The organism is Pseudoduganella sp. RAF19 (assembly GCF_052114165.1).
GTDB lineage: Bacteria > Pseudomonadota > Gammaproteobacteria > Burkholderiales > Burkholderiaceae_D > Rugamonas.
Window position 1 is genome coordinate 1 of record NZ_JBFREF010000017.1, and the last position, 25,717, is coordinate 25,717.

Annotated in this window: 25 protein-coding genes; 12 read left to right on the forward strand and 13 right to left on the reverse strand. The window is 54.5% G+C overall.

The window, feature by feature from the left end; translation table 11 throughout:
- The 3 genes from AB4Z19_RS29655 to AB4Z19_RS29665 form a co-directional block, all read right to left on the reverse strand.
- Window positions 1-589: efflux RND transporter permease subunit (locus AB4Z19_RS29655; protein WP_442037052.1), on the reverse strand; the 589-nt coding region annotated here is incomplete at its 3' end.
- A gap of 6 nt (window positions 590-595) precedes the next feature.
- Complete coding sequence (locus tag AB4Z19_RS29660) at window positions 596-1,837, reverse strand: efflux RND transporter periplasmic adaptor subunit (RefSeq protein ID WP_442037054.1); 1,242 nt, start codon at window positions 1,835-1,837, stop codon at window positions 596-598.
- An 874-nt stretch (window positions 1,838-2,711) separates the two neighbouring features.
- Window positions 2,712-3,473 carry a hypothetical protein gene (locus AB4Z19_RS29665; RefSeq protein WP_442037056.1) on the reverse strand — a complete coding sequence of 254 codons (762 nt, stop codon included), beginning with the start codon at window positions 3,471-3,473 and terminating at the stop codon, window positions 2,712-2,714.
- A gap of 468 nt (window positions 3,474-3,941) precedes the next feature.
- Here AB4Z19_RS29665 and cynS point away from each other — a divergent pair, with 468 nt between their 5' ends.
- The 6 genes from cynS to AB4Z19_RS29695 all read left to right on the forward strand — a co-directional run bounded on the left by cynS (window position 3,942) and on the right by AB4Z19_RS29695 (window position 8,430).
- Complete coding sequence (cynS, locus tag AB4Z19_RS29670; RefSeq protein ID WP_442025604.1) at window positions 3,942-4,385, forward strand: cyanase; 444 nt, start codon at window positions 3,942-3,944, stop codon at window positions 4,383-4,385.
- A gap of 199 nt (window positions 4,386-4,584) precedes the next feature.
- Window positions 4,585-5,583 carry a helix-turn-helix domain-containing protein gene (locus AB4Z19_RS29675; protein WP_442025603.1) on the forward strand — a complete coding sequence of 333 codons (999 nt, stop codon included), beginning with the start codon at window positions 4,585-4,587 and terminating at the stop codon, window positions 5,581-5,583.
- 185 nt (window positions 5,584-5,768) lie between these two features.
- Window positions 5,769-6,290: a GNAT family N-acetyltransferase gene (locus AB4Z19_RS29680; protein ID WP_442025602.1), complete on the forward strand. Its 522-nt coding sequence runs from the start codon at window positions 5,769-5,771 to the stop codon at window positions 6,288-6,290.
- A gap of 174 nt (window positions 6,291-6,464) precedes the next feature.
- Complete coding sequence (locus tag AB4Z19_RS29685; RefSeq protein WP_442037058.1) at window positions 6,465-7,487, forward strand: serine hydrolase domain-containing protein; 1,023 nt, start codon at window positions 6,465-6,467, stop codon at window positions 7,485-7,487.
- The gene (locus AB4Z19_RS29690; RefSeq protein WP_442030226.1) at window positions 7,462-7,857 is read left to right on the forward strand and encodes a DUF3471 domain-containing protein; all 396 of its coding nucleotides are present in this window, start codon (window positions 7,462-7,464) and stop codon (window positions 7,855-7,857) included. Before AB4Z19_RS29685 ends, AB4Z19_RS29690 begins: the two co-directional genes overlap by 26 nt.
- A gap of 123 nt (window positions 7,858-7,980) precedes the next feature.
- Complete coding sequence (locus tag AB4Z19_RS29695) at window positions 7,981-8,430, forward strand: RidA family protein (RefSeq protein WP_442037083.1); 450 nt, start codon at window positions 7,981-7,983, stop codon at window positions 8,428-8,430.
- Here AB4Z19_RS29695 and AB4Z19_RS29700 read toward each other — a convergent pair.
- The 8 genes from AB4Z19_RS29700 to AB4Z19_RS29735 form a co-directional block, all read right to left on the reverse strand.
- Window positions 8,384-9,235 (reverse strand): alpha/beta hydrolase family esterase, encoded by an 852-nt coding sequence (locus AB4Z19_RS29700; RefSeq protein ID WP_442037060.1) that lies wholly within the window; start codon window positions 9,233-9,235, stop codon window positions 8,384-8,386. The two genes, AB4Z19_RS29695 and AB4Z19_RS29700, sit on opposite strands and share 47 nt — an antisense overlap.
- A gap of 464 nt (window positions 9,236-9,699) precedes the next feature.
- Window positions 9,700-11,145: a flavin monoamine oxidase family protein gene (locus AB4Z19_RS29705; protein ID WP_442037062.1), complete on the reverse strand. Its 1,446-nt coding sequence runs from the start codon at window positions 11,143-11,145 to the stop codon at window positions 9,700-9,702.
- Window positions 11,146-11,224: 79 nt separating this feature from the next.
- Window positions 11,225-11,359: a hypothetical protein gene (locus tag AB4Z19_RS29710; protein ID WP_442028134.1), complete on the reverse strand. Its 135-nt coding sequence runs from the start codon at window positions 11,357-11,359 to the stop codon at window positions 11,225-11,227.
- Window positions 11,360-11,374: 15 nt separating this feature from the next.
- Window positions 11,375-11,515 carry an MATE family efflux transporter gene (locus AB4Z19_RS29715; protein ID WP_442028139.1) on the reverse strand — a complete coding sequence of 47 codons (141 nt, stop codon included), beginning with the start codon at window positions 11,513-11,515 and terminating at the stop codon, window positions 11,375-11,377.
- 135 nt (window positions 11,516-11,650) lie between these two features.
- Window positions 11,651-12,106 (reverse strand): hypothetical protein, encoded by a 456-nt coding sequence (locus AB4Z19_RS29720; protein ID WP_442028135.1) that lies wholly within the window; start codon window positions 12,104-12,106, stop codon window positions 11,651-11,653.
- 317 nt (window positions 12,107-12,423) lie between these two features.
- Complete coding sequence (locus AB4Z19_RS29725) at window positions 12,424-12,717, reverse strand: H-NS histone family protein (protein WP_442028136.1); 294 nt, start codon at window positions 12,715-12,717, stop codon at window positions 12,424-12,426.
- 270 nt (window positions 12,718-12,987) lie between these two features.
- Window positions 12,988-14,139, reverse strand: a complete 1,152-nt coding sequence (gene ccsB, locus AB4Z19_RS29730; protein WP_442028137.1) for a c-type cytochrome biogenesis protein CcsB — start codon at window positions 14,137-14,139, stop codon at window positions 12,988-12,990.
- 191 nt (window positions 14,140-14,330) lie between these two features.
- Window positions 14,331-15,335 carry a hypothetical protein gene (locus AB4Z19_RS29735; protein ID WP_442037064.1) on the reverse strand — a complete coding sequence of 335 codons (1,005 nt, stop codon included), beginning with the start codon at window positions 15,333-15,335 and terminating at the stop codon, window positions 14,331-14,333.
- Between the two features lie 959 nt (window positions 15,336-16,294).
- On the opposite strand from AB4Z19_RS29735, the gene AB4Z19_RS29740 reads away from it, so the two are divergent.
- From AB4Z19_RS29740 to AB4Z19_RS29755, 4 genes are all read left to right on the forward strand, one after another.
- On the forward strand, window positions 16,295-17,770 hold the full coding sequence (locus tag AB4Z19_RS29740) for a putative bifunctional diguanylate cyclase/phosphodiesterase (RefSeq protein WP_442029186.1): 1,476 nt from the start codon (window positions 16,295-16,297) through the stop codon (window positions 17,768-17,770).
- A gap of 54 nt (window positions 17,771-17,824) precedes the next feature.
- The gene (locus tag AB4Z19_RS29745; RefSeq protein WP_442029187.1) at window positions 17,825-18,355 is read left to right on the forward strand and encodes a GNAT family N-acetyltransferase; all 531 of its coding nucleotides are present in this window, start codon (window positions 17,825-17,827) and stop codon (window positions 18,353-18,355) included.
- Between the two features lie 653 nt (window positions 18,356-19,008).
- The gene (locus AB4Z19_RS29750; protein WP_442037066.1) at window positions 19,009-21,279 is read left to right on the forward strand and encodes a molybdopterin cofactor-binding domain-containing protein; all 2,271 of its coding nucleotides are present in this window, start codon (window positions 19,009-19,011) and stop codon (window positions 21,277-21,279) included.
- Between the two features lie 258 nt (window positions 21,280-21,537).
- Window positions 21,538-21,918, forward strand: a complete 381-nt coding sequence (locus AB4Z19_RS29755) for an NUDIX hydrolase (RefSeq protein WP_442025523.1) — start codon at window positions 21,538-21,540, stop codon at window positions 21,916-21,918.
- A gap of 150 nt (window positions 21,919-22,068) precedes the next feature.
- Here the strand turns inward: AB4Z19_RS29755 and AB4Z19_RS29760 are convergent, their stop codons facing one another.
- Window positions 22,069-22,962, reverse strand: coding sequence for an alpha/beta hydrolase (locus AB4Z19_RS29760; RefSeq protein WP_442025524.1), 894 nt, complete (start codon window positions 22,960-22,962; stop codon window positions 22,069-22,071).
- A 423-nt stretch (window positions 22,963-23,385) separates the two neighbouring features.
- Between AB4Z19_RS29760 and AB4Z19_RS29765 the strand changes: the two genes are divergently transcribed.
- Window positions 23,386-24,285, forward strand: a complete 900-nt coding sequence (locus tag AB4Z19_RS29765) for a sensor histidine kinase (protein ID WP_442025525.1) — start codon at window positions 23,386-23,388, stop codon at window positions 24,283-24,285.
- 19 nt (window positions 24,286-24,304) lie between these two features.
- Window positions 24,305-24,691: a LytR/AlgR family response regulator transcription factor gene (locus AB4Z19_RS29770; RefSeq protein ID WP_442025526.1), complete on the forward strand. Its 387-nt coding sequence runs from the start codon at window positions 24,305-24,307 to the stop codon at window positions 24,689-24,691.
- Window positions 24,692-24,946: 255 nt separating this feature from the next.
- On the opposite strand, the gene istB is transcribed toward AB4Z19_RS29770, so the two are convergent.
- The gene (istB, locus tag AB4Z19_RS29775; RefSeq protein ID WP_442025527.1) at window positions 24,947-25,711 is read right to left on the reverse strand and encodes an IS21-like element helper ATPase IstB; all 765 of its coding nucleotides are present in this window, start codon (window positions 25,709-25,711) and stop codon (window positions 24,947-24,949) included.
- Window positions 25,712-25,717 lie beyond the last annotated feature (6 nt).

A 25,717-nucleotide genomic window follows, 5' to 3' on the forward strand; every position in this document is an offset into this window, starting at 1 on the left:
ACTTTCTGCGGGTCGAGAGCCAGATACGCATGGCGTAGTCGCCGGAGCCGAACAGCTGCACTTCGCCCATGCCAGGCAAGCGGGCCAGCTGGTCCTTGATGTTCAGCACCGCATAGTTACGCAGATACAGGTCGCTGTAGCGGCCATTCGGTGATTGCAGGTGGACCACCATGGTCAGATTGGGCGACGACTTCACGGTCGTCACGCCGATCTGGCGCACTTCCTCCGGCAGGCGTGGCAGCGCGCGCTGGACGCGGTTCTGCACCTGCGTCTCGGCTTGCTCCACGTTGGTGCCGATCTTGAAGGTCACGGTCAGCGCCAGAGCGCCGTCCGAGGTGTTTTGCGAGGACATGTACAGCATGTTCTCGACGCCGTTGATTTGCTCTTCTAGCGGCGCAGCCACTGTTTCAGCAATAATCTTCGGGTTCGCGCCCGGGTACTGCGCGCGCACCACCACGGATGGCGGCACAACCCTTGGGTATTCCGAGATCGGGAGATTGAAGATTGCAATCAGTCCCGCCACGAAAATCACGATCGATAAGACCGCCGCGAAAATCGGCTTATCGACAAAGAAGCGTGAAAAGTGCATTGGTTCTTATTCCTTAGAAGTGCCAGCTTTGCTGTCAGATGTAGCGACCTTGGCGTCTTTCTTTTGTTCTGGCTTCTTACCCTGCGCAGGTGCGGCGTCCGGATTGAAGTCCATGGCCACAGTTTGTGCAGTCACCGGCGCACCAGGGCGCACACGCTGCAGGCCGTTGACGATGATCTTCTCGCCCGGCTTCAGGCCATCACGCACCAGGCGCAGACCGTCGATGACTGGACCCAGCTTGACAGGGCGGTATTCAGCCTTGCTGTCGGCAGTAACCACGAACACGAACTTGCGGTCCTGGTCAGTGTTCACAGCGCGTTCGTTGATCAGCAGCGAATCGGTCTTCGCTTCGCTGCCGCCCAGCGATACACGAGCGAACAGGCCAGGCGCCAGGGCGCGGTCCTTGTTCTCCAGCGTGGCGCGCATACGCACGGAGCCGGTGCGGGTGTCGAGCTGGTTGTCCACGAATTCCAGCTTGCCTTCATGCGGGAAGCCTTCTTCGTTGGCCAGGCCGATCTTCACGGTGGCTGGCTTGCCGCGCTGGGCCAGGGCGCCAACGCGCAGATAGGTCGCTTCATCGCCGTCGAAGCTGGCGTAAATGCGGTCCAGCGACAGCACGGAAGTTAGCACGGCGTTCTGGTCCACCAGGTTGCCCAGGGTGATCTCGGCTTTCGACACGCGGCCATCGATTGGCGACACCACATTGGTGTAGGTCAGATTCAGCTTGGCTGCTTCGTAAGCTGCAGCTGCGGCGCGCGCCGATGCATCCAGTTCCTTTAGTGCGGACGTGCGTTCGTCGAATTCACGTTGCGCGATGGCTTTATCGACCAGCAGCTTTTCAGCGCGTGCCAGCTCAATGCGCGCCAGGTCGGCCTTGGCGTGAGCCGAGTTGGCGGCAGCTTCAGCGCGATCAGCTTCCGCTTTAAATGGACGAGGATCGATTACGAACAGTACGTCGCCTTTTTTCACTTCGCTGCCCGGCTTGAAGTTCACTGCGGTGATAAAGCCGGAGACGCGCGGACGGATTTCGACGCGGTCGATGGCTTCCAGACGGCCGGAAAATTCCTGGGTCTCGATGACCGGCCTCTGCACCACCACGGCGGCGGAGATCGGAGGACCGCCCGCTGCCGGGGCTTCAGCAGGCTTGCTGTTCGCCGAGTCGCAGCCAGCCAGGATGGCCGCAGCCAGCCCACCGGCGGCGATAGCCAGCGCTCGCGCCAAAGTTGTTAGTTGTTTAGTGATTTTCATATTTAACCCTTTTATGACGATAACTAGAGGAGACGGCTGCACTGCACATCAACTCCCTATGATTGCAATGCATCGCCTGCCTAAAGAAGGCATCTCTTATTGATCTCGTATATTGGAAAAACTAGACCATTAAGCCATCCACACGGTCAGTGAGGCTGACTATTTGATTTGGGGAGAACATCTTGCAACCACCGCTGTTACGCGTTCCTCTGCCGTGCAGGGATGTCGCAAATCCAGGCTGTGCGGTCGTCTCCCCTTTACTTCTGGAACGACCTTTGACGTGATCCGTTCCTAGGGCATCCTTTGCTCCTACCGGAGCCGACGCCATCGTGCACAGCGCTAGATATTGGCATCACTCACCATGAAACGAGTAAGTGCTGCCACACCTCGCGCTTCGGTTCGCGCGGCGTCTGAATATGCGTCGGTATAGATCAAGCAGCACAACGCAACTACGCTAATTGCAATAGCTAACAGTTCAAAAATCCTGCTCCCGATTTCCATGGCAAGCTCGCTAAGCAATGTTCATGTTCTGCACTGTAATCCTTCCCATGGGGTGAAGGTCAACCAATTACTTCTCTTCAAATGGCGAACAATTGGGTTCCAGCAGGATGGGTTGGGGAAATGCTTTTACACGCCTAGTAGACTTAGTGCTCTTACTTACTCGACGTTGAGCCTACCGGACACGTGCTTCGAGTATTAGTCCACGCCACAAAAAGATCGCCGCTGCATATGAGGCTCGGTCGTCTTCGCTCGCAGACGGCGTCGAGCGTTACGTGACCAGATCACTAGCCGCTTGGTCACAATCGATGCGGAGCCCCGTGCAATGACGTAAGAAACGGGGACAATTTCCAGTAAGGCTAGCAATCTGAACCTATTACGGGGAGAGTCCCATACTCTGAAGTACTTCAGACGCTTCAAGTTTATTTCCAATCGTGTGTCCTGCCTGTTTGAACTCGAGCAAAGTCCGTTCGACTTCGTCCTGACTTGGTCTTAGCGGAGCAAGCAGTTTAACGAGGATCGGCAAGATTTCCTTTCGCATGTAGCGCGAACTAGATGCATTAAATTGCCAGATGATTGGCCCGCTGCCGATTGCCAACGCAAACGCGAACAACCAATCGGTAGCCTCGGGAACAAAGGCTTCGGCAATACCAGCGACGGCAACGCACAACCCCGCGGCCACTGCAAAGGCTAGAAGAATTCCCATATCGAGGCGGGTCGTTGAGAAGCGCCTCTCAACGATAGGAGAAAGTAGAACGAAAGGAGTCTTTATCCGCGCCATTCGCTCATCTTGAGTAAGTGGATGTCGATCTGAGCCGAGTCGCTTTTCGAGAGCGCGACGCTCTTCCATTACATCTTCAAAACGCGGACGTGTTTTTCGCAGCAACGCTTCGATTGGCCAAGAAATTCGCGATACGCCGGCATACTCTGCTGAGTTGGCTTCGAAGAACGTGTCGCAAGTAGTACACGTTCGCTCATAGCCCATGAGTTCTCCATGGCCGAACCTGACATAGCAGATATGACCTACTAAATCGAGACGGGTGAGCTTGAATGCTTTCGGCTCCCCGCAAATTTCACAGTAATCAGCTACGAATCCTAATGGACGACGGGCTACTTTTCGCCCCCAAACGCTAAACATGATATTCCCTCCTTAGTGGCCTTCGGAACGTCGCGTTACGTCGCCCCTGTAGGTTCGGCGTGCTTCTCCTCATCTCTAAAGTTAGTTCACGTCCGCCACCCCAAACTGCCAAGTTGTGTGAATTGCCTGCCATTCTTAGCGTGCACTTGGCCAGACGTTCGGGCTGCATGCCTATTCGATCGATGCATACAGGTGTGTTCCATTTACTGCGCCCGTGCGCAGCCCTCGATTTGCACAGCCGGCCAGTTGGGACAGGCCAGCTTGCTCCCTGATTTGTCTGGGTTGCAGCAGTCCACCACGGCACATGCTCGAAGCCTCTCCAGGAGAGATTGGCCGGATTTATTCGATTGATGGCGGCGCGACTCAATCCGAATTTGCTACCGTTACTTGGCCGAGTGTGCTCGTGTCAGTGGATTGCACATCCTCGGGAAATCCAGAGAATTTTCGTCCCAATAATTAGGAGGTCGGATGGACCGTCAACACGTCACTGCGAAGATTATTTCGTCGAAAGTCGCACAGAAAATGAAGTGGGCGGATATCGCCGCCAAGCTGGGTCAGAGCAAAGAATGGACAACTGCTGCGATGCTAGGTCAGATGTGCCTAGATGAGCGGCAGGCTGCGATAGCAAAGGATCTTTTTGGTCTAACCGACGAGGAAACGAATTGGCTTCAGGTGGTGCCTTACAAGGGCTCTCTGCCGACCGCAGTTCCTGTGGACCCACTAATCTATCGTTGGTACGAAATGATCAACGTCTATGGGACTACCATCAAAGAATTGATCCACGAGGAGTTTGGAGACGGCATCATGAGCGCTATCGACTTTTCGATTCAGATTGACCGCCAGGAGGATGCAAAGGGCGACCGAGTCCATGTAGTACTTAGCGGCAAATTCTTACCTTACAAATCTTACTGAAAACTCCCTCGAATTATGCGTGGCATCCACGACCTGGCAATCTTCATCGCCCTCGCCAGCTCGAAGCCAAAACTAAAGCCGCAGGCGTTACTGCGACTGCCCTGCTGACGAATGGCCTGTTGTTCCTGGCTCTGGGCGTACGCTTCGTACTATCCAACCAAGACTAAGAATTAACTCATCCAGTTGCAGGAGGTCCGCCATGCTTCCCTCTACTCCTCAAATTCAACGTTGGAACACCGAAGATATCGATGAACACGCTCGCTTAATGACGGGGTGGGACCAGGAGTACTGCCAGATTAGCCGTGGTAAATTCCACGGGAATATTGCGATCGCACTGAATGGGAAAGCATGCATTATCCGAGAAACAACAAACCAGTCTCTTCACCAGTTCGTCGAACCACCTTCGGACACCCTAGTGTTCGGCCTGACCCTCGGCCGTAACGATTCTCTGACTATCAACCGGCAGCCTGTGAGCACCAATTCAATAGTGGCGCTTGAAGGAGGTAGGGAATACGATTTCCGCACTACCGGTCAAACCGACATGTTGGGTATTGTCATCGATAAGGAAGTAGTCTTTGGCGACGACGGGGCGCACATTTCACCAATCCAGACGGCGCTGCAGCAAGGTGTGGTAGCTCTCGACTCGCATGCAGCATCCATGCTGCAAAATTTGTGGCAAATCATGAGTAATGCGCTGGACAATAACTTAAGCTGGCCTGGCACCCTCTCATTTTCACAAATCATGGAAACTGCTCGCAGTACTGTAGTGTTGGCCCTCTCCTTGGCAATGAATAGCGACACTATCCCGCGAGCTCATTCTGCTGCCACGGAACGACGGAGTTCCGTCGTGCGGCACGCGATCCGCTTTATGCGTGTGCACCTGGATCAAGAGTTCACAATGGCTGACGTTTGTGCCGCCGCGCATGTCAGCGAACGGACATTGCAATACCATTTTGAGAGCTGTCTAGGCCTGCCCCCCCAGCAGTATTTAAAAGCAATGAGGCTAAATGCAGCGCGTATCTTAATCCGCGGGCTTGGCACTGCAACCGATGCGCGGAGACGTAGCATTGCAGAAATTGCAGCCCAGTGCGGTTATGAACACGCAAGCCGTTTTGCTGGCGACTTCCGCCGCCAGTTTGGCTGCTTGCCTTCTGAATCAATGCGTGATGCCGCCAATCGGGCGGCGCTCGCCGCCTGAACACCTAATCGAACTAGTTAATATCGTAAGAAACTTATGTGTAGTAGCTCAGACTGACCTGGCTCAGACTGATAGGGTGAGTTAGAGTCTTCATTATGCCTCACGAGCATTTTTTTAAATGTGTGGCTGCAATCACCAACACCGGACAGTTGATCACAGCTAATGATCTAAAGGATAGGCTCCTGATGAATTCTGCGTTCTCCATTTTCGTACCGTACCTGCAGACAGAACGACTTACGCTTCGCGAATATCGGCGCGACGACTTCGACTTATTTGCGGACCATTTGGCGAATCCCGATAGCTCTGCTCACTTGGGCTCAGCTGACCGTCAAACGGCGTGGCGAATCTTCAGTTCCCAAGCTGGATTATGGGTCCTGCAAGGAGCTGGTTGGTGGGCTCTAGAGGAGAAGCGAACTGGTCAGCTCGTCGGTAATGTCGGCGCCTTCTATCGTGAGCAATCAACTGTGATGGAGTTGGGATGGAATACATATCAAGCCGCCTGGGGAAAGGGAATTGCAAGCGAGGCGGCAACAGCAGTCTTGAATTATGCGTTCGAGGTTCGGCACGAACCGAAAGTTCGGGCACTCATCACTCCTGGGAATGAATCATCGCGTCGCGTGGCCGAGCGCATTGGCATGACCTACGAAATGGAGACAGAGCTCTACGGCAAAGCAATCAATAGTTACATCCGTGAGCGTGGTGAATAGCCTTCTTACGGCCAGTAGCCGCCGCTCACGTTCTCTATTAATCCTCGACCGAAGCCCCAATTGCTCATGGCTATACTTTTGAAAAACGTTATTCTTGGTTCTCAATATTCCTAAATCTTATATTAAGAGCGAAGCGGCGGGCCGCCCTGCTCCCTACCATACATGAAATCAACTTTGACTCCTATTATCCCTACCATTTTTGAAATTATCTTTAAACCGGCGTTATCGCAGTTCGCACTCCTGTCAGTGCTAGTGATGTCCGGCCTAGCTCCAGCGGCCGCACGGCCCCAAGCGGACACTAAATTTCTTGAGCATGCGGATGCGCTGATGACAGAGTATGTTCGGGGCGAGCTGTTTACCGGCACGGTGCTGGTCGCACGCAATGGCAAACCTGTTTTCCGCAAGGCCTACGGCGCGGCCAACCGTGAGTGGATGATCCCGAATACCGTCAAGACCAGGTATCGAATTGGTTCTATTACCAAGCAATTTACTGCCGCCGCGATTTTGCAGTTGGCCGACGAGAACAAGCTTGGCCTGGACGATCCGATCAGCAAATATTTGCCCGCTCTGCCGGCCAGCTGGGGACCGGCGACCGTCCGCCAGCTGCTGTCGCACACTTCGGGCATTCCGAGCTATACGTCGCCGGACGATTCCGACGCCAAGCTGATGCCCGTGAAGCATACCCCGCAAGAGCTCATCGACTTGCTCAAGGACGTTCCGCTGAATTATAAGCATGGTACGAAATTCACGTATAACAACATGGGTTACGTCCTGTTGGGCCGCATCATCGAGGCCGTGGGCGGCATAAGCTACCAGGACTATCTTGAGCAAAAGCTGCTGACGCCGATCAACCTGCACGATTCGGGCTATGACGACGGGCGCATAGTGGTGGGCCAGTTGGCCCAGGATTACACGGATGGTCCGGACCAGGTGGTGAAGGGCAGGCTGGTCAACATGAGCAACGCGTATGCGGCGGGCGCTATGTATTCGACAGTGGATGATCTTCTCGCTTGGCATCAGAGGCTGATCAAGGGGAATGTGCTGAGCCCGGCCGCACTGAAGGCGATGTTCACTGACGGTGGCCATCATTACGGGCTGGGCTGGTTCATCCATGAGAGCCTCTCGCGCAAGTTGTATGAGCACGGCGGCAACATCGGGGGGTACAGCCTCTATGCTGGCTTATTACCCGGACGATAAGGTCACTGTCATTGTCTTGAGCAATTATGGTGACGAAGTTGTCGGCAAGATCACCGACGCACTGGCGCGCATGGCGCTGGGCGTGGCCCCGGCGCACCGCCAGGTCAAGGTGGATCCTCGTCTTTATTCGCGCTTCGAAGGGCAATATCAACTGGGATCGGCGACCTTTTTTATCAGCTCGAAAGGCGACCGTCTGTTTGCCCAACTGGCTGGGCAGCGGCAATTGGAGATATTTCCTGAAAGCGAATACCGCTATTTCTATAAGGCCGTCGATGTCGTGCTGACCTTCGAGAAAGATGCTGGTGGGAAAATTGACGCCGTCACAGTGGAACAGGACGGTAGCGAAACCAGGGCCAAGCGCCTTGACTAGTACTGTCAGGCAACACCCATCAACCCAGCGAATTGGAGTGCAATTGAAGCAGTTCATTAGTTAATGGAGAGAACCTGCCGGCCTGGTCGGCGCCGATCAGCCATGCAGTGGTCGTCGGCACACATGCTATCTGAGCGGGCAACTTGCCATTGGCCGCGATGGGAACTATGTTCCGGGGAGGAGGAAGCGCGGCACGCATTCCAGAATGTTGCACATGTTCTGGAAGCGTCAGGTTTCACGCTGCAGGATATGGTGTTTGTCGATATTGCCTTCATCGACCTGGCGGACCTGCCACAGGTCATTGCGTTGTTTGCAGAACTGTTCCCCGCAGGCCACCGTCCGGCCCGCACGATCTACCAAACGGGCAGATTGCCATACAACGCCCGCATCAAGGTCGCCGGTACAGCGATGCGCGCTGCCGCAGGCCGGGTGCCAGCCGGCCGCGGTCTTAACAACTGTCCGGAATGGGCGGCTGCTGCCGCTCAGCGGACATCGTGTGTCAAGTTAAGATCTGAGCTAGTACCACTTATGCAGCGACGTAGTGGCCCTGAGCGGCACGACACTTGTCCTTGAAAAAAGTCCAAGCAGCTTCGGCTACTTCCAGATCCGCGTTCTGTTGGCCTACCAGCTTGTTAATCCATGACGGGTAACGCTGGGCGATACTTGGCTCGGCATGCCCACCATCGATGATCTTGTAGAGACCGACCTGCAGCTTCGTTGGGTCACCTCCCCACAGGTAAAGAACCACACGAGTCTTATCCCAATCATGTCGGTGCGCGAGTTCCGATACAGCAGACGTTTCGGTTAGTCCTGCCAGCTCGCACCAGAACCGCGCACTGTCTTCAATACTGCTGACCTGGTCGAGAAAGCGAAGTGCATAGAAATATTTCCCACCCGTGTATGGCATCAGCGGATCAGCTGTCGCGCCAATGATTAGCGCCGACAACGGCTTCGACGGCATCCGCACACGTTCAGGCGGAGGCATGCAGGCCAACACTGCCGAGAAGGCCGCTAACTTATGTGGAATCTCGGCAGCGATGCGATAAGCCAGCAAGCCTCCGCGCGATACGCCCATCACATACACACGTTCCGGATCCGCTTCATGTTCAGCAATGGCGTGGTCGATGATTGCGCTGATAAAGGCTACATCATCTTGTTTCGCCACGCGCGCGTCACTGGCGAAACAATCACTCCACCCGTCCTCGCCAGCGTCCGCAGCAACGACAACGACATCGTCGCGTTCGGCGATTTCAAGCCATACCGAGAGCGGTGACGGCGGAAACGCCATACCAAAGAGCTGTTCGGCCGTGGCTCCGGTTCCATGAAGTGCGATTACTAGCGGTCTCTTGCTGCATGGTGTTTTGCTGGGTAACGCCATCAAGTAACGCCGACCGCCTTCTGGACGATTAAGGCTTTTCACTATCACTATGGCGCGCGACGCCGATCTGAACCTTCTGCCACAACAGGCCGCCAGCAAAGACCTTGCGAAATTTGGGCACATTGTTTTCAAACGCTCCGATAGAATGTCTGATAATGCATGGCCTGCACCTCAGCGTGACCCCCATCTCGTTGCTCGGGGATCGAGCCAATCCGCGCCCTTCAAAATTGGATGGATGAGCCAGGCCAAAATGGAATCGATTGGCGAGCAGCAAAAGCCGACCATGCGACCATCCAGTTATCAGGACTCACAAGGCTGGCCCTTGGTTTTCAGTTATCGTCCGGGAGCGATTGTGTCCAAGCTTCGCTTCTGTGACCGCCAATTCCACACCCAGAAGTGTGGAATTGGCGATCTCAGCCCTTAGCGAAATGCTCTATGTGTTCTCGCTAATTGAACCTAGCGCATCAACCCAGCAACTTTTTCACACGACGTGCGGCGATCCCGCCTGCGCCAATTGCCCCGTCAATGAAGCCGCGCCAGCCTTCGCCGTGGTCGCCCTGACCGAAAATGATACGACCGCGGTCCTTTTGGAAATGGTCGTAATACTTGCCAAACCAAGCCGGTTTGTACGAGCAATAGGTGCCGCGGCTGTAGGGATCAGTTGTCCATTCGTGTCCAAAGCATTCCATCACTTCCGCGTCCGGCAGATATGCTCTCAGAGCAGCCTGGACGCCGGCCTTATCGGTCGCGCTGAACCGGTTAGGATCGGACCCGAACGCTGCATAGATCGTATGGTCGTCCGCTTTAGCATAGGTCAGGACGACACTAATGGGCTGAGCAGAATCGCCCAGGCCCATGAAGCGGCCCGCATAGCCAGCTTTCCCCTTTGTCTTGATGAATACCTTAACGCCGGCACCAGCGTGCTTTTCCTGGCCCGCCTCAACCACCTTAGGATCGAGAGGAGGAACGAACTCCACGTTATGCACGACGTTCATCGGCAGTGCGACAATAACTGCGCCAGCCGTAATTCGCTTGCCTTGCTGCGTCGTGATAATTACGTGGTCGCCTTTATCTTCAATCTTCTTGACCGGCGTCGCTAGCTGAAGCTCAGGCTTGCCATCTTCCATCATGGCGTTAATCAAGCTAACGGTGCCATCCTTAAAGGTGTATCGGACCAGGGATTCGTTTGCAGCAAAAAGATTGGAGCCTGGTAGCGTCCACCAGCGCGCAACCTCGTTGTACGAAACATTGCTGATGTCGCAGTGTCCATACGCAGCCAGGAACCCGTCGAGAGCGCCGCGTTGGATTGAAGTCAGCTCCAATTTGTTAAGTTTGTCGCGCGCACTAAGCTGGTCGCGCTCCAGCAATTCCTTCCATGCGAATTTTGCATCGAATGGACGTGGCCAAGCTTCGCTAGCATCTGCGAAATACCGGTCGAGAGCCTCAGCCACTGGGACGATTTCTTCCGCATTAAACACTTTACGCTCGCCGTTCGCGACGACCACGGTAGTGTCAACGTTTGCGTCCAGTCCATCTGGAATGCCCATCACTTCCAAACCATAGCGCTCTTTTTCAGACCAGACATATGGCTGGCTCCAATGGATCCAGGTACCGCCTAGCTCAACATGATGGCCTGCGAATTTTTGCGTAAAGGTGCGGCCACCGAGACGGTCTCGCGCCTCTAAGACTAGAGTTTTGTAGCCATTTTTGCGGCAATCGCGCGCGGCCGTAACCCCTGCAAATCCGCCACCGACGACGACGACATCATAATCTCGCCCCGGCGCCTTACGTACCGGGCCAGCGTTTGCTACCGAGGCCGGCGCAGCGACTGCGACCGCTACGCCCGCTGCCCCGGTACCCGCAGCATGAAGGAATCGACGACGATTCATGCCCTTATCTACTTTGTCCATCTGACGCTCTCCGCTTTTGTTGAAGTCCGATGTCAGCGTAGCACCACGCTAAAAGCGAGTGATATCCCAAAAGCGCAAACTAACTCTTCCAGCAGGGTACAGGCAAGGCCGCGCTGATGATGTGGACGAACAGCGAGGCGCACTGGTTCACTTCGGGAGCCATTTGCAGATAGTCGAACAGCAGCGTGGCGACGTTGGCGAAGAGTGCAGCCACCAGGGCCCACAGCGCCTACCGAACGGTGTGCGGAATCGTTGCGAAATCGCCAGCGCCTACCTCATGTGCCACAACGGTACTAATGGCCATCATGATGCAGGTGATGGTCACGATGGCGATGGACCGGATCGGGGCGCCCAGCGATACGGCCGCCAGTTCGGCGGCGCTGGAATGGCCTCATCGCGACGTCTGCGACGCCCAAACCGACGGTGGCCACCTGGCCGACCAGTACGGGCTAGAACAGCTGCCACAGGCCTGCAGCTTCGATACGGAATCGATCGAGAGTGAACTTCAGGTTTGGCATCGGGACAGCGAGTCAAATGCACGCTTCATTCTTGCGAGACTTGTATATTCATTTCGCGAGCTCGCGGCCTCCATACCTTCACGAAGTTTTTCGAAGAAATTTACAGGCTCATAGAATGCTTTAGGGATCTCACCGTCATAAGCAGGCGATGAGAGTTGAGTAGGAATCATGCCCAACAGCGGCGACGATTCGTCCAAAGTCATCTTACCATCACGTATTAGCTCATTCATCGCCTCAAACATCTTTTGAGGGGAAATGTTCGTGAAATCAAATTGCGCAACGCTTCTCGAACTTTCAGTAGCGTTAGCAACGTTCCGGCTTGGAAATCTCTCAGACATCACCTCACGAAACGTTTTTGTGTCTCGATGGTTCAGGCTTTCGCCGCGCTTGGCATCGGTCCCAGTCCCACCGGCCTTAACCAAAACGCTAGGGGCTATTTTCATATATGTCTCTCTAACGCAAAGAATACTCATACCGCGCCTCTAACTAGAGACGGCAGGAGTGCAAATCATACGTCGGAGAAAAACTTAGCCACGCCAAAAATTACCTGGTTACAGCCAATTTTGCCTAACAGACGCAATGCAGTTATAACGGCGAGGTCGGTTCTACCGGTGAGCCAGCTTGGCCCACCGAAAGATCCGGGCAATTGAAGAAATATAGAAATGGTTATACGAGCGTACCTTACAAGGGACTATGATGCCACTGCAATCTCAGCAAGGGTCGACAAAACCCACCACCGGAACCATTCCATCTCATCCATCTATTTAATCCGATAGTCCTCTTTTTCCCGTCCGTTCAACCAAAGCGGTGCACGACCGCGTCCAGTCCATGTGGCACCAGTCTTCGGGTCCCGATACTTTGCTGGAACAGCCGCACGCGCGTTTTTGGTTTTACCTTTGCCCAACATGGCTGAGATGTCGTGCAGGGTAAGGCCATATTTGTCCATAATTTCCATGATCTTTGCTTTGGCATCAGCAATTTCGTCGAGGCGTGCTCGATCAGCCTCTTTTTTCAATTCGGCGATTTGAGCCTGCAATTCAGCGTAGGTAGGCATCGGATTCTCCAATTGTGATTACGCAATGTGTACTCCGTTGGTTCTAGTGATCCAAGGAGGTCCATAAACGGACCCGATGCCAGTGTAACTCAATGCCGCTCATTGCCTTAATTGAAACATGCTTGGCTTTGTAAATTTGGGACTACCGCCCGTGGCGCCGCGACCTATAAATAGTCTCCCAGTCCCAGCTGCGGCGCTGCCCCACTCTCCGACGTCGAGGTACACAACGTGATAGTCCACCACAAAGGCATCGCCCCCATCATTAAGTAATTAGAATTTGCCATAGGAGTGCAAACCCGAGAGAAACAGGTTCACTCCGAGGAAGGCGAAGGTTGTGAAAGCCAAACCCAAGATTGCCCACCATGCAGCGACACGCCCACGTAGGCCCGACATCAAGCGCATATGCAGCCACGCCGCGTAGTTCAACCATACGATCAACGCCCAGGTTTCTTTGGGGTCCCAGGACCAGTAGCCGCCCCACGCTTCGGCGGCCCACAATGCCCCGAGAATAGTTGCAATAGTAAGGAACGCAAAGCCAACTGAAATAGCCTTATACATCACATCATCCAGCAAAATGAGTGACGGTAGCCGATCCACGAAGTAGCCGTGGGATTTCAGCAGATAAGCCGACGCCACCATGGCCGAAAGGGCAAAAGTACCGTAGCCGATGAAGTTAGCCGGCACGTGGATCTTCATCCACCAGCTCTGAAGCGCAGGAACCAAAGGTTGGATGTCACCCGCGCCCCGCGTGACTGTGTACCACAGCAGGAAGCTGACGGCTGCCGAGATCACAAGGAGCACAAAGGGACCAAGCTGACGGGTCTGATAATGCTGTTCGTAGTAGAGATAGAACAGAGCCGTGATCAACGAAAACAGAATGAAGACTTCATACAGGTTGGAAATCGGGATATGGCCCACGTCCGTGCCAATCAGGTAGGACTCATACCAACGCTCCAACATTCCAGTTAGCCCCAGCACCACGGCCACCCAGCAAAACTTCGAACCGAGCGAGCCGCCGAACGGCGAGTGTAGCACCAGGCTTCCAAGGTAGAATAGGGTCGAAAGGAAGAACATGGTGCTCATCCAAAGTATTGCAGATTGGCTGGACAGCATGTATTTCAGGAAAAAGCGCGACTCCGCATTGCCGAGCTCGCCGCCGTACAAATGGATACCAAAGTACGCGAGCAAGAAGATCAATGGCAGAAGCCAGCGCACCGGCTTCCAGTGCCAGCCCAGCACTGCGAAGGTCGGTACTGCTGCTACCAGGAGGCCCTTCTCGAAATAATCCATATAGACGCTGAAGCGGCTCAGCGCGTACGCCGCGCCCGAAAGCAAGGCCACAACAAATAGCCAGTCACGCACGCCTAATCTTTCAAAGTACCCCGGCGCCTTCGTATAAATTCGGTTGTGTAGCATTTCCATCTCATCTCTCCAGAATTGTGCTTCGCTTTTGTCGATTAGGTGGACATTCGCCAGCTCAAAGAATTTAGAGCCTAACCGACAAGATATTTGGTCAGTGGTCGCGTCTTCAGGCTTGCTCCTTGGCGCTTCACTGGACAAGCCCCGCACCGGAGCAGCGTGGCTGCGCTGCGAGACGTCACCAATCTTTTGATTTATCGCTCATCACGAATCAGGCGCTTAGCTAGACGAATACCGTTAGACGCGACATCTGCTCTGGCTAAAGGCGCGATTGGACGGAACAGTTGTTCAATCACCGCCTCGAATTGGACAGGCTTATCTCTAACCTGCTTTGCTTTCGACGGACGGACAGGAATCGGCCCGTGTGTCACTTCGGCATCGTTAGACGCTTCGTACATACTGCGCAGCTCATGCCTATGGAGATCAATAAATGTGAATAAGGATGCCTTCCGCTGCGACAGCTCCAGTCGGGCGCGAAACTCTACCCAGTCCGCGTCGTGATCGATAGTGCCAAGACGCAGGGCTTTACAAATAGCTTTCCACGAATCGAACGGCACACTTGCAGGATATGGCGCCCGTTGAGTGGGAGTTACACCTGCATGCTCCATCATGAATGCGCCAATCGCAGTTTTAATCGATGCAATTGAGCGGTATGTACGCCTTACGGGTTGGTAGGCGGGGTTTAACGACGCGAGCGACGGCTTGACGCCTAGCTGTGCCATTTTGTCACGATGGGCGGTCCAAAGCGTACATTCACAAATAGCTCCAGTCGTAAGCGCGCTGTCAATTGCGATCCAGGTATCACTATGTCCACGCACTGCGAACGGGTCAGTCCTGAGCGGAAACCGGCCGCGGTTCTCCACTCTGGACAGCGCGATTATTTCAAGGATTCCGCCAAAGGTACGCATCTCTGCGCGGGTGGGTCTATAGGATGGATCCAATCGTGCCAAGCTCGGCGTCAGACCACGCCGCAACAGCGCAGCCTTTAATGCTACGAAATGCTGGCATTGGACAATCGCATCGCGGCGAAGCGCGCCATCGATGGCATTCCAGCTACCGTTCGGACGAGGAAATGACGATCTGGTCGTCGGAAACCGTCCTCCGTGGAGAGCTTGGAATTCCTTGATTAGTTCCAAGATATCGGAGATCCGTCGCTGAGTCATGGTCCGGCTTGGACCGGCTTTTTCTTTGATGTGCATGAATCCCGTCATATCCATGTCCGCGAACGAGCGGGCTAGGCTTGAAATAGGTACGCCCTTTAAGGATGGCCAAGAACTGCATACGGGATCGCATTTGCCAGGCTAATCATTAAGAGCATAAGCTGTTGATCCTACGCTAGGGCACTGACAACGAACTGCCAAATTTAAACACCTAACTGACAATCAGCCCCCCTTACCGCCGTGATATCACCATTTGTCTCCTGGTCGATGATGTGGCCTGCAAAACAACTCCTCAAACGCATCCAATGACACGCATCGAAAACAGTGATCTTCTGCATTGACCTAGAAGAGCCGGCACTCAGGTTCAACTTCTGATACCACTCACTCAGATCTCGTCATACGATTCGGTCTTCACGATTCTGCAATCGTCCTGCCGCTCTACTCTAGATGACTGTTGAATGCTGCTCGTATTCGCCATCGATTGGCAGTGTATGCGATGACCTTGGCCGTTCTAAGGTAGGCAATGCTTTAGCCTAGCTTGCTATTCCTTGCAGTGGCACGACCCTCAAGAAATTTGCTCGCGACTTCAAAATAGTCGTTGTGTCGTCCGCCCAAATAACGCGGAGATCCTTATGCTGAACAAGAAGTCAACGCTGTTCCCATCACAGTTATCGAAAAGATTGACATCCGAGGTCGAGGCCCTTTCTCTAAGTGACCCACTGCATCCAATGAAGCGAGACTCGCGACAGTCTGTACGACCGAAACAATGTAAGGGAAGTTCCTACAGCCCAGAGCCAACACAACCACATCGCTCCGCAAAGTCTGTAAGGAGACACGTACCATCCGCTAGGTTCGATAGTGGTTTGGCTTTAGTTGACGCGAACCGCGAGTTTTGCAATTTAATGCGCACTCCCCTAACTGACTTAGTCGGCAAGCATCTGAGAGATCTTTGCAGTGTGTACAGGTCGTTCACCCAAGCCAGTAAGGGGGCGAATTACATGATGGAGTTCGACTATGCCGAGGCCATTCTTATTGACGGGTGCAACTCGAACATCTATACGAGTATGACAAGCGTCTGGATGCGTTCGCCTGAAGGCCACCTGGATTCGGTAAGTGTATTCGTTACCGACTTTCCGCCTCAAGCATCACTTCGCGGTGAGCGCTCGATAACTGGCGCAAATAGCTTGGCAGGCTTGTTAAGCGCTGATTCATTCCGGCGTGAACTCGAACGAGCTATAGATTCCTCGACCGTAGAAGCCCCATCATCCCTTCTGCTTATCAGCATATCCGGCCTGGACTCACTCAGCGAATCATTTGGCCGCGAACATACCCTATCAGTGCAGGTTGAAGCCGCCCGAAGAATTCGTCGCACAGCGGATAGGTTCGGAAAAGTTGGCCGTCATGGAATCAACGAATTCCTAGTGCTCTGTGAGTCCGAACAACAAAACGCATATGAACTTTCGCAAGCCTTGCTAGGGACATTTCGCGAATGTTTCGTTCTAAACGGCGAGGAGGTTTATCTCTCTGCGTCCATCGGAATGTGCCGCATCCCCAGTAACTGCAAGGATGCAGAAGAAATCGTTTTCGCAGCAGAAGCAGCTCTACGCCAAGCCAAGAAAAGAACAGGTGGCACCTGTATTCAATATACCGATGAGATTGGTCAAGCGATGAAGCGCAAAGCGGAGCTGGAACATTCTTTGAGGAAGGCTGTGGTCCGCGGTGAGATGGAATTGGAGTATCAACCACGAGTCGATGTACGAACGATGAAAGTCGTCGCGCTTGAGGCATTGTTAAGGTGGAATCATCCCAAGCATGGCCGGATTTCTCCTCTAGAGTTCATTCCGATCGCCGAAGAGAGAGGATTGATCTTTGACATCGGAAAATGGGTACTAGAGACGGCATGCAAGAAAGCGAGCGAACTCGCAGTAGAGTTGGAAGAGCCGGTGCGCGTATCTGTCAACGTATCCGCACACCAGTTGAAAGATAACCGGTTTAGCGATGTTATTGTCGAGGCACTGGAACAATCCCAACTCCCGCCAAATTTGCTCGAGTTGGAGTTGACTGAAAGCGTTCTCGTCGAAGACTGCGATAGATGCGCTGACGTATTACGAGGCCTGAAGGCGCTGGGCTTATCGTTGTCAGTAGACGACTTCGGTACCGGATATTCATCGCTCGCATATTTGCAGTTTTTCCCTTTCGATACGATTAAATTGGACAAGACTTTTATTAACAATACCAACGCTACAGTAGACAATCGGAAGCTGGTTCGAGCGCTTATAGACATGTCGCACGCATTAGACTTGTCTGTTGTCGCAGAAGGGGTGGAATGCAAGGAAACCCTGGCATTTCTGGCTGCTAACAACTGTGACGAAGTTCAAGGGTATCTAATGTCGCGGCCGTTGAATGCCAAGGCGCTGCAAGAATTTCTGCAGACTAGTCGGAAGCATGAAATCAATGCAAATTGGAGCGTCTAGCGCCTACAAAGGCGGCAGGCATAATCGAAGTTCGAATAGGTGAATATTCTTTATATGCATTACCATGACCTCCCGCCATCTCATCATCCTCTTGTAACCTATAGGGCTCTGGAGCGAAGCGACGCGCCTGAATGGTATCGCTACTTGGCTTCTCGAGAAGTCTACGAACATACTAGCTGGAATCTGGCGAACGCTGATTCTCTACAGGCGTTATTTGACTCCTATGAATCCGACCACCGCGAATCAGAGATACGGTTTGCGGTAATCGCGAAAGAGAGCAATCGCTTGGTTGGTACTTTTGGTTTCCATACGATATCGCTTGGCAATAAGACTGCAGAACTAGCATTCGACCTTTGCCCCTCCGTATGGAGCAAAGGTATAGCGCAGAGCATTTGTCAGACGGCTGTACAGTGGGCATTCAGATGTCTCGGTCTCGTTCGTGTGCAAGCAGTCGTCCTAGAGACGAACTTGCGGTCAATACGCACGTTGGAACGTAGTGGGTTTCAGCGCGAAGGCTATTTGCGGAACTATCGCCAAGTTCGCGGCTATTCAAGGAACTTTTGGCTCTACTCAAACGTGCCGTAAGTCTGAAATGTTGATGGCTAATGGCGGTTACATCAGGGAATTGCAGCGCTCCTGCTGCCGCTTCTTAATTTTTCTCCCCTCCGATCCCCTGGAAGTCTAGATACATTATCTTGCGGCCTTATCTTCACGTCTCATTCGATAGCGATATCCAGTTTCCGCAATGTAATTAAAGTGAAGTGTTTGTGGTAGCACCGATCGCAATTCAGCAGGACGTAGTTCGCTCTCATCTTTTGAAAAGCTGGATGCTATTTGCATTTCCCTCGGTGCCAATTTCTTAACCGATGGCTCGCAACATACTCCGCGTCGCCCCTCCACCTTCGACCTTACCTGCCACACGCATCATCTTTATCGTTACGGCCGAAATCGGCGTTGCATATAGTCACTCTGCGGATTTCGGATAACGGAAGACGACCGCTGGCACATAAGCTTGTCAGACAAAAGCAATCGGAGGAGAAAGACATGTCGAACAAAGTAGCTTGTGGCGCACTTATCTTTACAAGCTTATCTGAGCGTGACTGCCAAGAGAATGCTCCGGCGAAACAATACAACTCTTCTTTAGCTAACGCCACTCATTCCAAGCGATGAAGGTTTGTTTCGCTTGATGGCGGAAGTTCAATTTGACGCAGCTCTGAGCTGCTGTGGGAGACCTGCGGATGTCGAAGCCGCCCCGTATTTCGAGAAGGCGTTTTCTGTTGAGTGGCGTTGCAGTCGCTGGCGCCACGATGTTAGTGGGCTGGGGTGTTATGCCACCACGTCAGCGCCTTCACAGCAGCGCCAACCTACCTGTTGAAAATGGCGCTGTCGCGCTAAATGGCTGGATAGCCATTTCGCCGGATAACACCGTAACTTTGGCTATGCACCGCGTAGAAATGGGACAAGGCGTGCATACCGCCTTACCAATGCTGGTAGCAGAGGAGTTGGATGTACCGCTTTCCACCATCAAACTGGTACAAGCGCCCATCGACGCCATCTTCAGTAACCTGACCGTCATGCGCGACAACTGGCACTTTCATCCGGACGAGTCTGGCAATGTCCAGGAGTTCACGCAGTGGATGTTTGAGAAGGTGGGCCGCGAGCTAGGGGTCAACTTGACGGGAGGATCGTCCAGCATTGCCGATTCATGGGGACCGTTGCGGGAAGCAGGTGCCACAGCGCGCGCGTTACTGATTGCCGAAGCGTCACGTCAGTGGAACGTGCCCGCCGAACAAATTCGCACAGAAGATTCACACCTTTTTCACGACCTCACTGGGAAGAAAGCTCCGTACGGCAGCTTGGTGGCGCTGGCAACAAAGGGGAAGCCTCACAAGGTAGTTCTTAAAGACCCGAAGAGCTTCCGGATAATTGGCCGAAGTGTGCCGCGTCGCGATACACACCTCAAGGTAACCGGCACCGCGAAGTACGGCATTGATGTGCGCCTAGACGGAATGGTATACGCAGCAGTGCGAATGTCGCCATATATTGGCGGTTCGGTTCAGGACTCAAATCCGACCAACGTTCTATCTATGCCAGGCGTGTTAAAGGTGGTCGATTTCAGCAGCGCGCTGCAGGAGAAAAGCGCAGCAGGCGCTGGCGTCGCCGTGGTAGCGCGCAGCTGGTGGCAGGCACGGCAGGCAGCCGCTGCGCTGAACATCCGTTGGAACGATGGAGGTAATAGCTCCTTGTCGAGTGAGCGCATTTACTCCGAATTCGTCGAAGCACTTTCCAAAGACGAGGGTCACACCTACTACAGCCGCGGGGATATGGCCAAAGGGTCCGATGCGCTACGCACTATCCACGCTGAATATAAGGTGCCATTCCTCGCTCACGCAACGATGGAACCCGTCAACTGCACGGCCCAGGTCAAAGATGGCAAAGTGCACCTTTGGCTGGGTACTCAAGCACCAACCTTTGCGGTACGCATCGCGGCGTTGGTTGGCCGTGTAAGCGAATCAGATGTCGTCTTGAACGAGCAGCTGCTGGGTGGAGGCTTCGGCCGCCGTCTGGAAGTAGACATGGTCGCGCAAGCTGTTGACATCGCGCGTCAATGCGACGGAGCGCCGGTGCAAGTAATCTGGTCCCGCGAAGAAGACATGACTCACGACGTGTACCGCCCTGCCGCAATTGCGCGTATGACAGCAGGTCTAGACAAAGCCGGCAACGTCATCAACTGGGAGGCGCGTAGTATCAGCGGCGTGCTAGTGCACCAATTCCTAAAGAGGAATTTGGGCTTGCCTGGAGCGGGGCCGGAAAAGCATACCTCCGAGGGTTTGTTCGACATGCAGTACGAGATCGCGAATCAGCGCATTAGTCATGTGTCTGTTGAAAGCGTGGTCCCCTTGGGTAACTGGCGCTCGGTTGGACATTCGCATAACGCGTTTTTTAAGGAAAGCTTCATCGACGAGATGGCTGATGCCGCAGGCAAGGACGCAGTGGAGTATCGTCGCGCATTACTACGCAATCATCCACGCCATTTATCCGTTCTGGATGCCGCTGTGGAGAAAGCAGGCTCTCCACCCGACGGGCATGCACATGGCGTGGCCCTGCACTATTCGTACGGAACTATCGTGGCGCAGGTAGCCGAAGTGTCAATAGTGGACAAGCAGATTCGGGTGCACAGAGTAGTTTGCGCGATCGACTGCGGCATTCCAGTAAACCCGAACCTTATCGCGCAGCAGGTAGAGTCAGGCGTTATCTATGGGCTGTCCGCAACGCTAGGCGGAGAAATCACGATTAAGGACGGTAAGGTTCAACAAACCAATTTTCATGATTACAATGTCCCACGCATGAGCGACGCTCCGCTTGTGGAAACAGTAATCATGCCTAGCGCCGATTTGCCGCAAGGCGTAGGTGAGCCTCCCGTTCCGCCTGTTGCGCCAGCTGTTGCTAACGCAGTGTTCAAGCTGACCGGTCAACGCCTAAGGAATCTACCTTTACGCCTGGGTTAGCGAAGTTGAATGAATACCTTATTAAATCGAGCCCACTCGTGCGTATATAAAGAGGAACTACTTTAACAAGTGGAGTGGATTGATGCGCAGCATGCGTATCGTTCTCGCAGACATTGAGCCAAAGATTGCCCGTATAACAGGAGGTATCTGCTTGCTCGGCAAAGGCCACGTCCATCCGCCGGCGATGCGCTTCAAACAGCGCCGCAGACCATCCGGCAAGACGCTAACGGAATCAATCTCCAGAATGAGGAAGATTAAATGTACCCAGTTTCCATCAAGGGCGTGCTGGCCGCGCCATCCGGCGAAATCGTACTGCTGATGAACGAACGTGAAGAATGGGAGCTGCCTGGTGGCCGCATCGAGCTTGGTGAGTCGGCCACCGAATGTCTAGCGCGTGAAATCCGCGAAGAGCTGAATCTCGAAGTGGCGGTAGGCGCACCGCTGGACAGCTATCTGTTTGAAGTCATCCCCGGCAAGCACGTGTTCATCACGACCTACGCCTGTACGCTGCAGGGCGGCTTCACTGCGGCCATCAGCCACGAACACAAGCGCCTCGGCCTGTTCGCGCCGGACGCGCTGCCCGAGCGCCTGCCTGCAGGATATCGCGCTTCCATCGCCGCATGGGGCGCCGCGCGATGAACCGACTGTCGCGCCACTTGCGCCTTCAAGGGATAAACAAGAGAAGCGAATTGGGTTAAAGCATCAAAGCGCGACCTCTCAGTACTTTACAACTCCCCGACCACGCCTCCAAATGTTTATAGATTTCAGTTAGCTCCCACTGACCGCGTACTAGCGTGCCTTCTTCAAGTAGGCACGAAGGCCATGAGTGAGAACGAAGGGAAAAACACTCGCGTGGTCCTCACCAGTAAATACCTCAAGTCGAGAGCGCAGGCCAGGATATCGGCGTGATCGCAAGGCAGCGTCAAAATCCCGTAGGTCCGCGACCATATCCGCCTCGTCTTCCAAGCGAGAACGCTTTGTCCCGGCGACCACCGTTTCCAGACCTCCAATGCCGAAGAATACCGAAGCTGGCATATCACGATGCCCCCTCGCGTAATCCTTCTCCCTGTCGAACATCACTCTCCGGTCGTACCATAGCGAAGGGCTGCCAAGGATGTAGTGCTCAAAGCAGCCAGTATTGGTCAGGAGGAGTTGAAGACCAAGTAGGCTTCCATACGAATGACCGATGAAGACTTTGCGGTTCATATCGGCGCGGTAATGTGCTGCTATGAAGGGAAACACTTCGGCGGTGACGAATCGGCCATACCTGTCCGCCTCACCGAACGCTGCAGCTCTGGATGGCATGTCGGACACATGGCCTTGCGCGCGAGGCACCGTCGGCGTGTAATCGCGACGACGACTATAGACCGCACTATCGCTTTTCGCGTACGAAAGTCCAACGACAATTGCTTCCTCCAGTCCGGCATGCTTAGCAAGCCGCTGCGCGACATTACGCACAATCGGGAACGCGTAAGTAGCGTCGGTGACGAACAAAACCGGATAGCGCCGGTCGGACGTTCGATAGGATTCAGGTAAAGCGATGAATACCTGGTAGTCACGGTTCAGCGACCGCGCATGGATATCTCGAATCTCAGTGTTATCGAGCCGGTAAGGTTCAGGCGCAGCCGCGACCGCGCTTGCAGCTAAGCTGCAAAAAAAGATTAGGTTAAAAATCTGCTTCAAATTGGCTCCGAAAGGGTTCCGCACGGCCGCGGCAAACGCAACGTTGTCGGGCGCGACTTCAAGTGTTCGGTCATAACCGACTAGCCAATTCTGCAGTGAAGGTAACGATCATGCAGCTGTAACGTGACGAGATGCCGGTACCGTGTGACGAGTATCCGCCGCCGACACCTCCTAGGGGCATAGGCCGCTGCTATACTTTTGTCGATGAAACATCGCCTTTCCATCCGGGGCCTTCTCTCCCTAATTCCACCGCCGGCCAGGACAATTGCTGCAACAGTGCTTGTCTGGACGACCATCAGTCTCCTTGGAGCGCTACAAACGTACAGCGACAATTTGCGAAGTGGGGCTGACAGCCACTACCCGACCCTATTCGTAACTTGGTTCGTAGAGTACGCAGTGCCTCTCATTGTCTTGAGCGCAGGGTTGAGCATCGTCTTGGCACACTGGCCAGCACTGATAGAGCGGCCGCGAAACGTGGTTGCCCTCTTCATCGCCCTCGCGCTGTTGTTCCAACCCGCACAATGGATCTACATGGCATGGTTGCGCGGCTATTTGCATATCAGCAGTCTTGGCGACGCCAAACGGCTACTAATGAAGATGCTGCTGGTCGGCTGGTTCTCCACTACCGGAACCTTCGCCGCAATCCTGGCCATTAACTACTTCCGGCATTCAAAAGAACGCGAACTGGCTTGGCAACGAAGCCAGACCGAAATGCTTAACCTGAGACTGGCGCTCGAGGAGCAGCGCATGTTGGCACTTCGCGCCCAGCTAGAGCCACACTTCCTGTTCAATGCACTGAACGCCATCAGTGCGCTTGTGCGGGACGGCGATAAATCCATGGCGCTTGGCGGCATAAGTGGGCTGAGTGACTTGCTGCGCTATGCGTTATCCGCTAGCGTGAGAAATACGGCTACTCTCGCTGGCGAACTGCAATTTGTGCGAGACTATCTCGAATTACAGCGGCTGCGCTACGGTGAGCGCCTGCGTGTGCATATCGAGGGCGACTCCGGGTTTCTTCATCAGGTCCAGTGCCCGCCTCTACTTCTACAGCCGTTGGTTGAGAACGCATTGCGCCATGACCTTGATTGTCACGATGGCCCAAGCGATATCCTGTTGCGCTTCGAGAGAGAGGCCGAGGCGATGTGCATCTGTGTCACCAACCCTGTCAGCGCACAGGTGTCCCCGAACCCGGGTGCAGGCTTGGGGCTCGCCAATGCGCGCGACCGCCTGAGATTGATGCATCCTGCGGCATCGCTGCAGGCAGGAATGCAGGACAACCGATTCATTGCCACAGTCCGCCTTCCGTTGACGAATGAGGACTAACGCAATGCAAGTGCGGTACATGATCATTGACGATGAAGCGCCGGGTAGAAAAAACCTGCGTTTGGCAATGGCCACTCATCTCGACTGGTTGCTCGTGGCTGAATGCGATAGTACGACGTCCGCGCGTACAGTATTGCGCAGCCAGGTCGTTGACGTGATATTCCTTGATATCCAGATGCCGGCTGAATCGGGGCTCGCACTTGCGCGAGAAATCAGCCTGCTGCACGAACCGCCGCTAATTGTTTTCGTGACTGCCTACAGCGAGCATGCGGTCGACGCCTTCGAAGTCCATGCGCTCGACTATTTGCTTAAGCCGATGAGCGACGCTAGGCTGGCACAAGCCGTGGAACGAAGCAAGTCGATGCTGCAGCAACGCCAACGCGAACCGTATGGTGCCGCTCTATGAGACTACGTCAATTCGGACATCGCGCATTTCGCAGACCATATCAATGTGCGGTCAATCGGACGCATCGAACAAATTCGCGTCAGCGACATCCTGTGGATTGAATCGGCAGGGAATTATGCTGAACTGCACCTGGCGTCCCGCACGGTGCTCCACCGAGTCACACTGCGTATTCCGGTGATCGTGACCGCTGATTCCGGTCCATCGTGACCGCTGCGCATCAGTGGTGCTACGCGGGTCAAATTCTAAATGCTGCGGTCACGATGGGTCGATATTTTTCTCCTTTTTGCTGGTTTTTCGTTCCTGCCGTAGCGAGTCGCCGGTCAGGGTGATGCGGTGTTGGCGCTGCATGAGGCGGTCGAGGATGGCGTCGGCCACGGTGGCGTCGCCGATCCAGGCATGCCAATGCTCGATGGGCAGCTGGCTGGTGATGATGGTGGCCTTGTGGGCGGCTCGGTCGTCGATGATCTCCAGCAGGTCCGAGCGGGTGGTGCTGTCGATAGCGCCCATGCCCCAGTCATCGAGCAGCAGCACGTCCGTCTTGGCCAGCTGGAGCAGCCATTTGCCGAAGGCGCCACTGCCGTGGCGTACGCGCAGCTCCTCCTGTAGACGCGGGACGCGCTGGTAAAGGGCGCTATGTCCACGCCGGCAGGCGTACTGGGCCAGCGCGCAGGCGAGCCAGGATTTGCCGGCGCCGGTGGGGCCGGTGATCAGGATGCTGTGACCGGTGCTCACCCAGTCGCCCAAGGCCAGGCTCATCACGTCGCGCCGGTTGATGCCGCGCCCGGGCCGGCTGTCGATGTCCTCGATGGTTGCCTGTCCATACTTCAGGCGCGCTTTCTGCAGCAGGCGCACCAGGCGCCGATCCTCGCGATGGTGCAGTTCGCGTTCTACCAGCAGGGTCAGGCGTTCTTCGAAGCTCAAGGTGCCGATCTCGGGTTGGCCCAGTTGCTCCTGCAAGGCCGTCGCCAGGCCGTCCAGCTTCAGGGCGCGCAGTTGCGCGACGGTGTTGTGCATCATCATGCTCTC

Excerpts from the sequence above, each read along its gene's own strand:
- AB4Z19_RS29755 (WP_442025523.1), top strand. The coding sequence starts at position 21,538 with ATGTACCCAGTTTCCATCAAGGGCGTGCTGGCCGCGCCATCCGGCGAA.
- AB4Z19_RS29660 (WP_442037054.1), bottom strand. The coding sequence starts at position 1,837 with ATGAAAATCACTAAACAACTAACAACTTTGGCGCGAGCGCTGGCTATC.
- AB4Z19_RS29740 (WP_442029186.1), top strand. The coding sequence starts at position 16,295 with ATGATGGAGTTCGACTATGCCGAGGCCATTCTTATTGACGGGTGCAAC.
- AB4Z19_RS29735 (WP_442037064.1), bottom strand. The coding sequence starts at position 15,335 with ATGCACATCAAAGAAAAAGCCGGTCCAAGCCGGACCATGACTCAGCGA.
- AB4Z19_RS29745 (WP_442029187.1), top strand. The coding sequence starts at position 17,825 with ATGCATTACCATGACCTCCCGCCATCTCATCATCCTCTTGTAACCTAT.
- AB4Z19_RS29770 (WP_442025526.1), top strand. The coding sequence starts at position 24,305 with ATGATCATTGACGATGAAGCGCCGGGTAGAAAAAACCTGCGTTTGGCA.
- AB4Z19_RS29750 (WP_442037066.1), top strand. The coding sequence starts at position 19,009 with ATGTCGAAGCCGCCCCGTATTTCGAGAAGGCGTTTTCTGTTGAGTGGC.
- AB4Z19_RS29725 (WP_442028136.1), bottom strand. The coding sequence starts at position 12,717 with ATGCCTACCTACGCTGAATTGCAGGCTCAAATCGCCGAATTGAAAAAA.
- AB4Z19_RS29665 (WP_442037056.1), bottom strand. The coding sequence starts at position 3,473 with ATGTTTAGCGTTTGGGGGCGAAAAGTAGCCCGTCGTCCATTAGGATTC.
- istB (WP_442025527.1), bottom strand. The coding sequence starts at position 25,711 with ATGATGATGCACAACACCGTCGCGCAACTGCGCGCCCTGAAGCTGGAC.
- AB4Z19_RS29680 (WP_442025602.1), top strand. The coding sequence starts at position 5,769 with ATGAATTCTGCGTTCTCCATTTTCGTACCGTACCTGCAGACAGAACGA.
- AB4Z19_RS29700 (WP_442037060.1), bottom strand. The coding sequence starts at position 9,235 with ATGGCGTTACCCAGCAAAACACCATGCAGCAAGAGACCGCTAGTAATC.
- cynS (WP_442025604.1), top strand. The coding sequence starts at position 3,942 with ATGGACCGTCAACACGTCACTGCGAAGATTATTTCGTCGAAAGTCGCA.
- ccsB (WP_442028137.1), bottom strand. The coding sequence starts at position 14,139 with ATGGAAATGCTACACAACCGAATTTATACGAAGGCGCCGGGGTACTTT.
- AB4Z19_RS29695 (WP_442037083.1), top strand. The coding sequence starts at position 7,981 with ATGCTATCTGAGCGGGCAACTTGCCATTGGCCGCGATGGGAACTATGT.
- AB4Z19_RS29690 (WP_442030226.1), top strand. The coding sequence starts at position 7,462 with ATGCTGGCTTATTACCCGGACGATAAGGTCACTGTCATTGTCTTGAGC.
- AB4Z19_RS29720 (WP_442028135.1), bottom strand. The coding sequence starts at position 12,106 with ATGAAAATAGCCCCTAGCGTTTTGGTTAAGGCCGGTGGGACTGGGACC.
- AB4Z19_RS29675 (WP_442025603.1), top strand. The coding sequence starts at position 4,585 with ATGCTTCCCTCTACTCCTCAAATTCAACGTTGGAACACCGAAGATATC.
- AB4Z19_RS29705 (WP_442037062.1), bottom strand. The coding sequence starts at position 11,145 with ATGGACAAAGTAGATAAGGGCATGAATCGTCGTCGATTCCTTCATGCT.